The 11,929-nt window shown below is 61.8% G+C and carries 13 protein-coding genes; 1 reads left to right on the top strand and 12 read right to left on the bottom strand.

What is annotated here, in order from left to right:
• Nucleotides 1-2: 2 nt before the first annotated feature.
• From NCCP436_RS17885 to NCCP436_RS13625, 8 genes are all read right to left on the bottom strand, one after another.
• The gene (locus NCCP436_RS17885) at nucleotides 3-707 is read right to left on the bottom strand and encodes a methyl-accepting chemotaxis protein (RefSeq protein WP_375709496.1); all 705 of its coding nucleotides are present in this window, start codon (nucleotides 705-707) and stop codon (nucleotides 3-5) included.
• Between the two features lie 25 nt (nucleotides 708-732).
• The gene (locus NCCP436_RS17880) at nucleotides 733-1,359 is read right to left on the bottom strand and encodes a hypothetical protein (RefSeq protein ID WP_375709495.1); all 627 of its coding nucleotides are present in this window, start codon (nucleotides 1,357-1,359) and stop codon (nucleotides 733-735) included.
• A gap of 264 nt (nucleotides 1,360-1,623) precedes the next feature.
• Nucleotides 1,624-2,265 carry a maleylacetoacetate isomerase gene (maiA, locus tag NCCP436_RS13650; RefSeq protein ID WP_220804545.1) on the bottom strand — a complete coding sequence of 214 codons (642 nt, stop codon included), beginning with the start codon at nucleotides 2,263-2,265 and terminating at the stop codon, nucleotides 1,624-1,626.
• Between the two features lie 64 nt (nucleotides 2,266-2,329).
• Nucleotides 2,330-3,313 (bottom strand): fumarylacetoacetate hydrolase family protein, encoded by a 984-nt coding sequence (locus tag NCCP436_RS13645; protein WP_220804544.1) that lies wholly within the window; start codon nucleotides 3,311-3,313, stop codon nucleotides 2,330-2,332.
• 70 nt (nucleotides 3,314-3,383) lie between these two features.
• Nucleotides 3,384-4,523: a homogentisate 1,2-dioxygenase gene (locus NCCP436_RS13640; RefSeq protein WP_220804543.1), complete on the bottom strand. Its 1,140-nt coding sequence runs from the start codon at nucleotides 4,521-4,523 to the stop codon at nucleotides 3,384-3,386.
• 4 nt (nucleotides 4,524-4,527) lie between these two features.
• Complete coding sequence (gene hppD, locus NCCP436_RS13635; protein ID WP_220804542.1) at nucleotides 4,528-5,610, bottom strand: 4-hydroxyphenylpyruvate dioxygenase; 1,083 nt, start codon at nucleotides 5,608-5,610, stop codon at nucleotides 4,528-4,530.
• A 223-nt stretch (nucleotides 5,611-5,833) separates the two neighbouring features.
• Nucleotides 5,834-6,160 carry an antibiotic biosynthesis monooxygenase gene (locus tag NCCP436_RS13630; protein WP_220804541.1) on the bottom strand — a complete coding sequence of 109 codons (327 nt, stop codon included), beginning with the start codon at nucleotides 6,158-6,160 and terminating at the stop codon, nucleotides 5,834-5,836.
• Complete coding sequence (locus NCCP436_RS13625) at nucleotides 6,157-6,894, bottom strand: CTP synthase (protein WP_220804540.1); 738 nt, start codon at nucleotides 6,892-6,894, stop codon at nucleotides 6,157-6,159. Before NCCP436_RS13625 ends, NCCP436_RS13630 begins: the two co-directional genes overlap by 4 nt.
• Nucleotides 6,895-6,987: 93 nt before the next feature.
• Between NCCP436_RS13625 and NCCP436_RS13620 the strand changes: the two genes are divergently transcribed.
• A complete protein-coding gene (locus NCCP436_RS13620) occupies nucleotides 6,988-7,851 on the top strand; it encodes a LysR family transcriptional regulator (protein WP_220804539.1) in 864 nt (287 codons plus the stop codon).
• 253 nt (nucleotides 7,852-8,104) lie between these two features.
• Here the strand turns inward: NCCP436_RS13620 and NCCP436_RS13615 are convergent, their stop codons facing one another.
• From NCCP436_RS13615 to NCCP436_RS13600, 4 genes are all read right to left on the bottom strand, one after another.
• Nucleotides 8,105-9,886 (bottom strand): ABC transporter ATP-binding protein, encoded by a 1,782-nt coding sequence (locus NCCP436_RS13615; protein WP_220804538.1) that lies wholly within the window; start codon nucleotides 9,884-9,886, stop codon nucleotides 8,105-8,107.
• Nucleotides 9,879-10,511, bottom strand: coding sequence for a DsbA family protein (locus tag NCCP436_RS13610; protein ID WP_220804537.1), 633 nt, complete (start codon nucleotides 10,509-10,511; stop codon nucleotides 9,879-9,881). The genes NCCP436_RS13615 and NCCP436_RS13610 overlap by 8 nt, the downstream gene beginning before the upstream one ends.
• Before the next feature lie 2 nt (nucleotides 10,512-10,513).
• Nucleotides 10,514-11,452 carry a rhodanese-related sulfurtransferase gene (locus NCCP436_RS13605; protein ID WP_220804536.1) on the bottom strand — a complete coding sequence of 313 codons (939 nt, stop codon included), beginning with the start codon at nucleotides 11,450-11,452 and terminating at the stop codon, nucleotides 10,514-10,516.
• A 163-nt stretch (nucleotides 11,453-11,615) separates the two neighbouring features.
• Nucleotides 11,616-11,921, bottom strand: a complete 306-nt coding sequence (locus tag NCCP436_RS13600) for a BolA family transcriptional regulator (RefSeq protein WP_220804535.1) — start codon at nucleotides 11,919-11,921, stop codon at nucleotides 11,616-11,618.
• Nucleotides 11,922-11,929 lie beyond the last annotated feature (8 nt).

The following is an 11,929-nucleotide window of genomic DNA, read 5'->3' as shown; positions in this document are numbered from 1 at the left end:
AGTCAGATACGGAACTGCAGCACCAGTCCTTGCAGCTCCTGGCCAAGTCGGGCCAGTTCGGCGCTCGAAGCTGCTGTCTGCTCACAGGCAGTAGCGCTCTGCTCACCAATATCACGTACGCGGGTGACGCTCTCGCTGATCGCTTCAGCCGCCGCGCTTTGCTGCTCGGCGGCAGCGGCGATCTGCTGGTTCATCTGCTCGATGGTACTGACCACCTGGGTGATCCGGCCAAGGGCATCGCCAGCCTCACCGGCCAGACCGACGGTCCGCTGCGACAGTTCGCGGTTACTGTCCATTTGCTGTACAGCCGCCCGGGCCATTTGCTGCAGACCGGCAATCAGCCCCTCGATCTCCTCGGTGCTGTCTTGCGTCCGCTTGGCCAGCGCCCGCACTTCATCAGCAACCACGGCAAATCCGCGCCCCTGTTCACCCGCACGCGCCGCTTCGATGGCAGCATTCAAGGCCAGCAGATTAGTTTGCTCGGCCACATTGCGAATCACTTCCAATACATTGCCAATGCGCGCACTTTCCTGATTCAAAGCAGCTATCGCCTCGACCGACTGCTCCACCTCCTGGGCCAAGCTGTCGATTTGCTCGACCGCTTTCTGCACCACCCGGTTGCCCTGCTGGGCCTCCTGGTCAGCATCGCGCGCTGCCTGCGAAGCACGCTCGGCACTCTGCGCCACCTCTTGTACAGTGGCAGCCATCTGGTGCATGGCCGTCGCCGAGTGGTCAACTTCCATCTTCACCATCAATGATGAATAGACTTTCATGGCTGCGCAGATCGAGCATGTGCTTACTGAGCCCGGAAGTTGCTTCGGCCAGAGTCAAAGGGTCATTGCCACGCAGGTAGTCCGCCTGCAGGCGCAGCGCACGCACTGCATCGTACATACCCAGCTCAATGACTTCGAAACGCTCCAGAGCTGACCCTGCCGCCTCCCGCATCTGCTGGCGAGCCTGTCGTGCGCGGGTCTGCAACTCGACATAGCTATTGAACTGCAGCTGATACTGTTTGACCCCCTGCTGCAGTGTCTGAATTGGCGCGCCCTCGCGCTCTTCAGCGATATTCGCCAGCTCCTCCAGTCGCTCCTGCACAAGACGCAGACTGTCTTGCATACGCTGGGCGTTCTCCTGGGTCTGCTCCACGGCAAAAGTGCGCTCCTGGGCGCGCGCCATGAGAATTTCCTGATTAACCCGCCCTAGTTGGCTGACCTGCTCATGCCCAACAAGTACCGCCTGAACAGCCATATAGCCTGTAACCGTCATGGCTACCGTGAGAAGCAGCACCAGACCAAAGCCAATAAACAGCTTTTTCCCAACACCGAGGTTAACGAAAAGATGCGCAACAGCCCCGAACATAAGAGGTACTCCAAAATCTTCTTATTGTTTCATTGCCTTAACGAGCACACCTCCGCAATCAAACCCAGGCAGGCAATATGACCAAACCCAGTGAATGGGTAACGTTATAAGCTAGGTGACAGGGCATTCAGGCCGAAGATGCTTGCGAAGCGAAAACGGGCACAGGCTTTGTGCAGGCAAAAGTTGCGCCTGATCGCCACGGCCACCACTCCTCAGAGGTGAACTGGCGCACAATATACTCAGCTCAGTGCAAGGGCAATGCACTCATTGCGCGTCGGCCTGAGCCTCTGGACTGGCCTGTTGGAAGGCTTGCAGCGCCTGGCAGCGCGCAACCAAATCAAGAATGCGTGGAAATCCGGAAAGATCGCAGGCAAAACGCTGCGCATTGTAGATTTGCGGTATCAGACAAGCCTCCAGGTATCCGGGCCGTCCCTCCAGCGAAAAGCGCCCCTGCAAAGGAGCCAGACCGGCCTCGACAGCTGCCAGGCCCAAACCTACCCAGTGTCGGTACCAGTCTGTACGGGCGGTTTCGTCCACGCTCAGTTGGGTGGAAAGATACTGCAGTACTCGCAGATTGTTCAGTGGGTGCACATCGCAGGCGATATGCAGCGCCAGACTGCGAACCTGTGCCCGCGCCCATGGGGCGGCCGGCAACAGCGCCGGTTCTGGATAAGCCTCATCGAGATACTCGAGAATTGCCAGCGACTGGGCGACATGCCTGTCACCATCAACCAGTAACGGCAGCAACCCCTGCGGATTGAGTGCCCGGTAAGCGGCCGAATGTTGCTCGCCGCCGTCGCGCAATAGGTGCACCGGTACCTGCTCGTAGGCCAGCCCCTTGAGGTTCAGAGCGATGCGTACACGGTAGGCAGCGCTGGAGCGCCAGTAGCTGTAGAGTCTCAACATGACAATGGTTCCCTTGCTCGTACCAGGTCGCAGCCAGACAGAATGACGTTGAAACACCTCAGCCTCAGCCGTCGTAGCGCTCTACCAACTGGTCAATGGCGCCAAAGATACTCTGCCCGGCGGCATCGAACATCTCTATACGTACCCGGTCACCAAAACGCAGGAAGGGCGTCTTCGCCTCACCCTGTTCGATCAGCTCCAGCATGCGCTTTTCGGCTAGGCAGGATGAACCGGCGCTGCGATCGTAGTTGGATACGGTGCCCGAGCCAATGATGCTGCCGGCGCACAGTGGCCGGGTTTTGGCAGCATGGGCCACCAGCGTGGGGAAGTTGAAGGTCATGTCGACACCGGCATCCGGTTGGCCGAACAGCTCGCCGTTGATGTGCGATACCAGCGGCCGGTGCACCTTGCCGTCCTTCCAGGCCTCGCCCAGCTCGTCCGGCGTGACCGCTACCGGCGAGAAGCTCGACGACGGCTTGCTCTGGTAGAAACCGAACCCCTTGGCCAGTTCACCCGGAATCAGGTTGCGTAGTGACACGTCGTTGACCAGCATCAGCAGACGAATGCGCTCACCGGCCTCGGCAGCGCTCACCCCCATCGGCACATCGTCGGTAATTACCGCCAGCTCGGCCTCCAGATCGATGCCCCAGGCTTCATCAGCCAGGCGAATCGGCCCATGCGGCGGAATAAAGGCATCAGAGCCGCCCTGGTACATCAGCGGATCGTGCCAGAAGGATTCCGGCATCTCCGCACCGCGGGCCTTGCGAACCAGCTCCACATGGTTGACGTAGGCACTGCCGTCAGCCCAGTGAAAGGCACGCGGCAGCGGACTGTGGCAGGCGCTTTGCTCGAAGGCAAAGGCACCGGCTTCCAGGCCGTCATTGAGGCGCTGGTAGACCGCTTCCAGCTTCGGCCGGGCCTGCGCCCAGTCATCCAGCGCCGCCTGCAGAGTGGCGGCGATCTGCGGCACCTTGACGGCACACGAGAGATCGCGGGAAACGACAACCAGTACGCCGTCGCGGCTCTGATTCAATGATGCGAGTTTCATCGGGTAGATCCTGTTCGTTGAGCAGCGCTCCCTCCTCCCGGTGAGAAGTAAGGAGGCTTGTCGTACCTGTTTAACCTTGCTTCCCCGGCGCTCGCCAGGAGTTCACGTATTCCGGGACATCCACCGCAACAGCAGCCTCGGCTACCTCCAGAGCACGTCGGCTATCGATCATCACCGCCACTTCATCGATGAAAGTGGCCGGATCGGTCTGGCTTTTCTTCAGAGCCTTGGGATGCGGCCCATGCGGAAAACCACACGGATGCAGGGTAACCATGCCCTGCTCGATGTTGTCGCGGCTGAAGAAGTTGCCACGGTGGTAGAACAGCACTTCATCGTAGTCGTCATTGTTGTGATAGAAGGGCACCTTGAGCGCCCCCGGATCAGACTCCACCGGCCGCGGAGTGAAGGTGCAGACCACAAAGCCGCTGGCGACGAAGGTGGTATGTGCCGACGGCGGCAGATGGTAGCGATGGCTGAGCAGCGGGCGGATGTCACGCCAGTTCAGCCGAACCACGGTGTTGTCGCCGTGCCAGCCGACCACATCGAGCGGGTTGTAGGGATAGGTGACGGTGCTGATCTGGTTGCCCCGCTTGATGCGGATCTGCCAGCTGTTCTCGTCTTGCTGCGCACGGAAGGCCTCGTCGAGGCGCGGATGGTCGAGCACTGCCGGGTCGAAGATCGCCTGCGGGCCGAGCAGGCCCTTGTCCGGCAAGTGATAGGCGCCGTCCGTGCTTTCGATCATCAGGAAGTAGCTCGGCTCGGCAGCCTCGATGCGCCAGGCGGTGCCGCGCGGAATCAGCAGGTAGTCGCCGTCGCGATACTCCAGGTGGCCGAAGTCGCAGTAGAAATGCCCGCTGCCTTCATGCACGAACAGCAGTTCGTCGCCGTCGGCATTGCGCACCAGATGACGCATGGCGCCATGGGCGCGCCAGACCCGCAGCTTGACATCGGCGTTGTGCAGACACAGCGGCGCCGCCAGCGGACAATCGCGCTCGCTCGGGATGTGGTTGAAGTTGAAGGCATGCGGGCGCAGCGGGCCCTCCCAGTCGATCCAGCCAGTGGGCGGATGTCGGTGATGCAGGTGCGCAGTCGGCCCGAAGAACCCTTCGCGGCCCATCTCGCGTTCATAAGTGCCCTGCGGCAGATCGCAGTGCGCCTGACGTGAACACTCACCTTCACGCAGGGGAAAGCGGATCCATTGGCGGCTCATGGCATCACTCCTCGGAGATCACGCCGCGACGCAGCTGGTCTTCCTCGATGGATTCGAACAGGGCCTTGAAGTTGCCCTCGCCGAAGCCCTGGTTGCCCTTGCGCTGGATGATCTCGAAGAAGATCGGGCCGATCACCGTATTGGTGAAGATCTGCAGCAGGATACCGTCGTCCCCCGGTGCACCATCGATCAGGATGCTCAGTTCGCGCAGCTCGTCCAGCGGCTCACCGTGGCCGGGCACGCGGGCATCGACCTTCTCGTAATAGGTGTCCGGGGTAGTCATGAAATCCACGCCATTGGCGCGCAGCTGGCGCACGGTGGCGTAGATGTCGTCGGTCGACAGGGCGATATGCTGGATGCCTTCACCGTGGTACTCGCGGATGAATTCCTCGATCTGCGACTTGTCGTCGGCCGACTCGTTGATCGGGATGCGGATCTTGCCGCACGGCGCGGTCATGGCGCGGGAGAACAGACCGGTGAGCTTGCCTTCGATATCGAAGTAGCGGATCTCGCGGAAGTTGGCGATACGTTCGTAGAAGCCGGACCACACGTCCATCTGCCCGCGGCGCACGTTGTGGGTCAGGTGGTCGATGCACTGCAGACCGACAGCATTGTCGTTGGGGCCGCGGCCTTCGATGTACTCGAAGTCGACGTCATAGATGCTCTTGTCGCCATAGCGGTCGACCAGATACAGCAGAGAGCCGCCGATGCCTTCGACGCATGGAATGTTCAGCTCGCCGAAGTTGGCGTGGCTGCCCACCAGTTTGGCCCCTTGCTGCTCGACGTAGGCCGCAGCCTGGGCGGCGTTCTTGACCCGGAAGGCCATGGCGCAGGCACTGGGGCCGTGCTTTTCGCCAAACTCGCGGACATGCCCGCTCGGGCTGCCGTTGAGGACGAGATTGATGTCGTTTTGCTGGAACAGCCAGACCTGCTTGGAGCGGTGTTTGGCGGTTTCGGTGAAACCCATGGCGGTGAACAACTGACGCAGTTGCTCGATACCTTCGGCAGTCGGTGCGGTGAATTCAACGAACTCGAAACCGTCGGTTCCGATGGGATTGTGCTGCTCGATCTTGGCCACGGCGTTCATCTTGCCTCCTGATTGTCATTGTTATGGCAGTGCACGAATGCGCTGCGGACAACCCCATGACAACCGAGTGCAGACGCGCTCTCAAGATGGCTTGCGACACTTCGACACAGCAGTCGAGCGCAGCAGTGGCAAACTTTCGTTACGCCAGGTGCGTAAGGCAGGCAACGCCCCGCCTATCGTAAGAAAAACCTTACACTCCGGTCTGCCGACTTGCCGCTGTCGCTCAAGCAGAACGCGAGAAGCTGTAGGCGCGCTCGACCTTGGCCACCCGCGTAGCAAAGGCGGCGTACCAGTCGGCTCGTCCCTGTTCACGCACGACGCTGTGCTCGGCATGCTCGCGCCAGGCACGGATGGCCTCCTCGCTCTGCCAGTAGGACAGTGTGATACCCAGGCCATCACTGCGCGCCGACTCCACACCGAGAAAGCCGGGCTGCTGCGCGGCCAGTTCCAGCATGCGCTGCGCCGCCTCGGCATAACCGGCGTCCACCTCGGTGCGCTGCGAGGTGAAGATCACCACGTAATAGGGTGGCTGCGGTGTAGCGGCGATCATGAGGCCATGGCCAGGTGCGCCTCATGCACCGACTGCACCGCACAGGCACCGACAAGACCGGCGACCAGTGGCGGCAGACGCCCCTCCAGCGCCGCACGCTCGGGCTGGAACAAAGTGGCAATGAAGAACGGATGATCTTCCAGCTCGATGGCACGCACCGCCCCGGACTCGTCATGCCCGGAGGCCTTCAGCGCCTGTGCCATCAATGGCTCGACGAAGGCGTCAGCAAGGCCATAACGGCACAGGTACTGCTCGCTGATCTCGCGCACCCCGTACAGCTCGGCGATACGTGAACCGGACACCAGGTGCACATGTTCGCTGACATCCAGCAAGGCACAGGCCAGCGGCGCGATCAGCTGTGTCTGCGCCTGCGGCGACAGTTCGGCGTGCTCGGCATCGATCCAGCCCAGGCGATTGCGCGCGTATTCAAGCAGCGCATGCTGGAAGCCGCCACAGGTACCCAGAAACGGCACACCCTGTTCGCGGGCAAAACGAATGGCGCGTAGCGCGCCCTCGGTGGCCACATAAGGGCTGCCCGGTACGCACCAGATACCGTCATAAGCCATCAGGCCCGCATCATCGAGAATGCTGTCGGTCGCCAACCAATCGTGCTCGACTGCCACACCCAGGGCCTCGCTGGCAAGGCGCAACGCCTCGGGAATGGCCTGATGGGCGGTAATCACCGGGTTGTAATCCCCGACAAGGGCAATCTTGACTCGACACTTGCTGTACATGCGCGCTCCCCTATTGCTTGGCGGTCTGTACACCACTATAAGATGGCGCTCGCGCAATAATAATTGGCAAATAGACAAGCAGAGATTGCACGCATGCAATATAGAATCGAGCACGCCGACCTCTCCCTGGTGCTCGCCCTGGTGCGTGGTCGTTCCCTGGCGCGGGCCGCAGACCTGCTGCAGGTGGACGTCTCCACCGTGTTCCGCGCCGTGCGCCGGCTGGAGGCTGCTTTGGGAGTGGCGCTGTTCGAGAAAAGCCGTCGCGGCTACGAACCCAGCGAAACCGCACGCGCCCTGGCCGAACAGGCCGAACGCGCCGAGCAGGCGCTGGATGCCGCGCGCGTGGCCCTGGAACTGGGCAAGCAGGTGGTCAGCGGTACGGTGCGCCTGACCTGCACCGATGCGGTACTGAGCAGCCTGCTGCTACCGGCCATGGCGCGCTTTATGCCCAATTACCCGGCTCTGGCGCTGGAGTTGGTAACCTCCAATGACTTCGCCAATCTCAGCCGGCGCGACGCGGACCTGGCCCTACGCCTGACCAATGAGCCACCGGAACATCTGGTGGGCCGGCGCCTGGCCAGGGTGAGTTACCGGATCTGCGCCCGTGACGACGATCAGGACCGCAGCGACCTGACACGTCAGAGCTGGATCGCCCCGGACGAGGCGATGCCGGATCACAGCACGGTGCTCTGGCGCCTGCGCGAACTGCCGGGCGTCACGCCCAACTATCGCTGCAGCAGCATGTACGCCGTGGCCCAACTGACCCGCGCCGGACTGGGCGTTGCCGCCCTGCCCGACTTCGTGCTGCGCGCCCATCCCGACCTCAAGGCACTCGGCCCGCCCCTGGCCGGCTGCGACACCGAACTTTGGCTGCTGACCCGGCCCGACTGCCGCGCCTTGCGCTCGGTGCAGACGCTGTTCGAGGAATTAAGTGAAGCCTTGGCCAGCCATGGCTGAGGAAGAACCTCGCCGCTGAAACGCCTCCCACAGAGCCTCGGCAGCCCAACATAACGCAACCAGTTGAGAGGGGCTTTAATCGCGACTGTAGAAGAAGCGGTGTTGACCGGATGCAATCCGGGAACATGAGTTACGCAAAAGAGCATCGCGGCTGAAGCCGTTCCTAGCTATTCCGTAGCAGCGGTTTCAGATGCCCGACTATTGCCGAACGCGGTTGAGGGACATTCCGATTCAGCCGTCAAGAATGGACACTTCAACCCTGCTGAAGATGCCCATACAGCTTGGCGTACAGCCCGCCGTCGGCGATCAGTTGCTGATGGTCGCCATCCTCGGCAACGCTGCCGCCATCGAACACCAGCACCCGGTCGGCCTGCTTAACAGCCGAGAGGCGATGAGCAATGATCAGTGTGGTGCGCCCTTGAAGAAACTGCGCAAGTGCTTCGTGCAAGGCATATTCGGTAGCAGCGTCAAGCGCCGAGGTGGCTTCATCGAGAATCACTACCTGCGGACGAGCCAGCACCATGCGGGCGATCGCCAGACGCTGACGCTGGCCGCCAGACAGGCGCACACCGGAGCGCCCCACCACACTGTCGAGACCCTGCGGTAGCTGCCTGATGGTCTCGGCCAATTGGGCAATGCGCAGTGCCTCCCAGCATTCCTCATCACTGCGTTCACGCCCCATGGTGAGGTTGGCCCGTACGCTGTCGTTGAACAGTGCCGGATGCTGCAATACCACAGCGACGTTATCGCGAACGCAGTCCAGGCCGATTTGCTCCTGACTGCAACCGCCGAAGCAGATAGTGCCGGCCTGCGGCGTATAAAGACCGAGCAGCAATTGCACCAGCGTGCTCTTGCCACCGCCGGAGGCACCGACGATGGCCACTTTCTCTCCCGGCGCGATAGACAGGTTGAGGCCGCTCAGCACCGGCTCCTCGCCATAGCCAAAGGTCAGCCCGCGCACCTCGATGCCTACCGTCTCGCGCCCGGCGAAAGGGTCAACCCGGGCTGGATACCGTGGCTCGTCACGACGCGCCAGCAACTCGTTGATGCGTGTCAGCGCACCGCTGGCAGCATAGAAGGCGTACTGCAGGTTAAGCAGTTGCTCCACTGGCCCGATCATGAACCACAGATAGCTGAATACCGCGAGCATCTGGCCGATGGACAGATCCGAGAACAGCACCGTGAGCATGGCCGCAGCACGGAACACGTCGATTCCAAACTGGAACAGCAAGCCACTGGCGCGGTTGGAGGCATCGCTTTTCCACTGCGAGGCCACGGCATGATCGCGCACGTCGCGGGCACGATTGCCGAGCCTTCCCAGGAAGTAGCCCTGACGGTTGCCGGCACGTACCTCCTGAATCGCCTCCAGGGTTTCGGTCAACGCCTGAGTAAAGCGCGCGGTACTGTCGTTCTCCAGTTTCTTCAGGTGCTTGACGCGCTTGCCCAGCTGCACCGTGGCATAGATCACCAGCGGATTGAACAGCAGGATCAAGAGCGCCAGCTGCCAGTGCATCCAGATAAGAATTGCCGAGGTGCCCAAGAGCGTCAGCACCGCCACCAGGAAGCGACTGAGTGTCTCGCCAACGAACTTGTCCAGAGTGTCCAGGTCCGTGACCAGGTGAGTGGTTACCGTACCGCCGCCAAGGCTTTCGTACTCACCGAGGGAAATGCGTTTGAGTCGCTCGATCAGACGGATGCGGATGCGGTAGACGATGTCCTTCGACAAACGTGCAAACAACCGCGCCTGCAGCACGTTGAACACTAAGGCGGCGCAGCGCAACAGCAGGGTCAGTAGCAGCATCAGGCCGATATAGCCGGCGGCCTGCTGCCAGCCAGAGGGCAGGAAATGGTTCATCACCTGCAGGGCCGCATCCCCCTCACCCAACAAAACCTCGTCCACCAGCAACGGCAACAGCAGCGGAATCGGAACACTGCACAAAGTGGCCAGCACGGCCAGCAGATTGGCGAAGATCAGCGATTTTCTGTGACGCAGCGCCAGCCGGCGAATCTCTGTCCAGCTCAGGCGATCAGACATGGGCGGCACGCTCCAGCCAGCGGCCGAGCAAGGGGGCCAGCCGCTCCAGCGGCTGATAGCCATTGGTCAGCAGCGCCAGTTGTCCATCGCGCTCAGCCAACAGGGTGGGGAAACCGGCAATCCCAAGATCCTGCACCCAGCCAAACTCGTCCAGAGTCGCCTGATAAACCGCCGGACTGTCGAAAGCCTCGGCGAAAGCAGCACGCTTAATTCCGGCTCGCTCGGCCAGTTGCACCAGTACGCTGGCGCGGCTTACGTCGGCTCCGCGAGTGTAGAAAGCGGTCTGGATCTCCCGGAGCAGGCCCCAGGCTGCACCGTCATCAACTCGCCGCGCCGCAACAAGCGCCCTACAGGCCGGCTCAGTGTCATAGACCATGCCGTCCGGCAAGCCCAGCTGGTAGTCGAAGTGTTGCCCCGTGGCAGCATTGACCGCCTGCCAGTAGCCCAGGTAACGCGCCCGCGCGGCGTCATCCACCGGCTGCCGGTCGCGGCGCAGGCCGCCGACCACCAGTTCGGTGGCCACGCCGGCCCCGGCTGCCTGCTCGGCGAGAGCCTCGGCCACAGGAGCGAAGCCCCAGCACCAAGAGCACATCGGATCCATCACGTAGAGCAGGCGGCTTGCCATGATCAATCCTCTTTCAGTTGACGCGGATCACGTCCGATGGGATGCGGCAGGTTGCGCGCCTTGGCCAGTTCAATCTGCTTCTGCCGCTCACGGGCACTGGCCCGGGTCTTCTCCGGCAGCGAGTCCCAGCAGTGCGGGCAACTTACTCCCGGGCTGTAGAACTCGGATTGACGGTCTTCCACGGAGATCGGGTTGCGGCAGGCGTGGCACTGGTCATAGTCGCCCACGGAAAGGTCATGACGTACGGTCACGCGGTTGTCGAAGACGAAACACTCGCCCTGCCACTTGCTCTGCTCCTGCGGCACTTCCTCCAAGTATTTGAGGATACCGCCCTTGAGGTGATAAACCTCCTCAAACCCCTCGCCGAGCATGTAGCTGGAGGCCTTTTCGCAGCGGATTCCGCCGGTGCAGAACATCGCTACCTTCTTGTGCCGGGCAGGATCGAAATGCTGGCGGACGTAATCCGGAAACTCGCGGAATGACTTGGTCTTCGGGTCGATGGCCCTCTCAAAGGTGCCGATGGCCACCTCATAGTCGTTGCGGGTGTCGATCAGCAGCACCTCAGGATCAGAGATCAGGTCATTCCAGTCCTTCGGTTCGACGTAAGTACCGACCCGCTGGTTGGGATCCACACCCGGCACGCCGAGAGTGACTATCTCCTTCTTCAGCTTGACCTTGGTTCGGTAGAACGGCTGCTCGTCGCAGTAGGACTCCTTGTGATCGATGTCGGCCAGACGCTCGTCGCAGCGGAACCAGGCCATCAGCGCGTCGATGGCGGCACGGCTGCCGGAGACCGTACCATTGATACCTTCCTCGGCAAGCAGCAGAGTGCCTTTGATGCCGTTATCCAGCAGAGTGTTGAGCAATGGTTCGCGCAGCGCCTGGTAATCCGGCAGGGAAACGAATTTATACAGCGCCGCGACGACGATCTTGTCGGTCATGATGGTTTTCTCTCAGTAGTCGCCCACGCAAAGGGCGGACCGAGGCCAAACAGACGGCAGCAGCCCGAACCTGTCGGCCGTTAAAACGAAAGCGCCGGCGGTGGCCGGCGCAGCAGCGATTCTACCTCAGTGACTGCCCTCCCGCACCCGTGCAGGCGCCGGCTCAATGGTCGAACTTGCTGCCACCATGACAGGTCGGCGAGGCCGGTGCAGCACCCTGCCCGGCCCACTCCTGCGGTGTATAGGTGTGCAGGGCCAGCGCATGGATCTGCTCCATCAGCGCGCCGACGGCGGCATAAGCCTTCTGGTGCCGGCGCACCGGACTGAGCCCGCTGAACTGCTCGCTGACGATCACCGCCTTGTAGTGGGTTTCCGTGCCCCGGCTGTGCATGTGGCTCTCGTCCTGTACCTCCAGGTGCTGCGGCTGCAGGGTGGTCAGGGCGGCGATAAGAAGGTCTTGCTTGGACATCATGGGCT

This window comes from Pseudomonas sp. NCCP-436, assembly GCF_019656335.1.
Lineage (GTDB): Bacteria > Pseudomonadota > Gammaproteobacteria > Pseudomonadales > Pseudomonadaceae > Aquipseudomonas.
Note: the sequence above shows the minus strand (reverse complement) of the source record. Positions and strands in the feature narration are given on the sequence as shown.

Coding starts and splice junctions, on each gene's coding strand:
- NCCP436_RS17885 (WP_375709496.1), bottom strand. CDS start 707: ATGGCTGCCACTGTACAAGAGGTGGCGCAGAGTGCCGAGCGTGCTTCG.
- NCCP436_RS17880 (WP_375709495.1), bottom strand. CDS start 1,359: ATGTTCGGGGCTGTTGCGCATCTTTTCGTTAACCTCGGTGTTGGGAAA.
- maiA (WP_220804545.1), bottom strand. CDS start 2,265: ATGTTGAGACTCTACAGCTACTGGCGCTCCAGCGCTGCCTACCGTGTA.
- NCCP436_RS13645 (WP_220804544.1), bottom strand. CDS start 3,313: ATGAAACTCGCATCATTGAATCAGAGCCGCGACGGCGTACTGGTTGTC.
- NCCP436_RS13640 (WP_220804543.1), bottom strand. CDS start 4,523: ATGAGCCGCCAATGGATCCGCTTTCCCCTGCGTGAAGGTGAGTGTTCA.
- hppD (WP_220804542.1), bottom strand. CDS start 5,610: ATGAACGCCGTGGCCAAGATCGAGCAGCACAATCCCATCGGAACCGAC.
- NCCP436_RS13630 (WP_220804541.1), bottom strand. CDS start 6,160: ATGATCGCCGCTACACCGCAGCCACCCTATTACGTGGTGATCTTCACC.
- NCCP436_RS13625 (WP_220804540.1), bottom strand. CDS start 6,894: ATGTACAGCAAGTGTCGAGTCAAGATTGCCCTTGTCGGGGATTACAAC.
- NCCP436_RS13620 (WP_220804539.1), top strand. CDS start 6,988: ATGCAATATAGAATCGAGCACGCCGACCTCTCCCTGGTGCTCGCCCTG.
- NCCP436_RS13615 (WP_220804538.1), bottom strand. CDS start 9,886: ATGTCTGATCGCCTGAGCTGGACAGAGATTCGCCGGCTGGCGCTGCGT.
- NCCP436_RS13610 (WP_220804537.1), bottom strand. CDS start 10,511: ATGGCAAGCCGCCTGCTCTACGTGATGGATCCGATGTGCTCTTGGTGC.
- NCCP436_RS13605 (WP_220804536.1), bottom strand. CDS start 11,452: ATGACCGACAAGATCGTCGTCGCGGCGCTGTATAAATTCGTTTCCCTG.
- NCCP436_RS13600 (WP_220804535.1), bottom strand. CDS start 11,921: ATGTCCAAGCAAGACCTTCTTATCGCCGCCCTGACCACCCTGCAGCCG.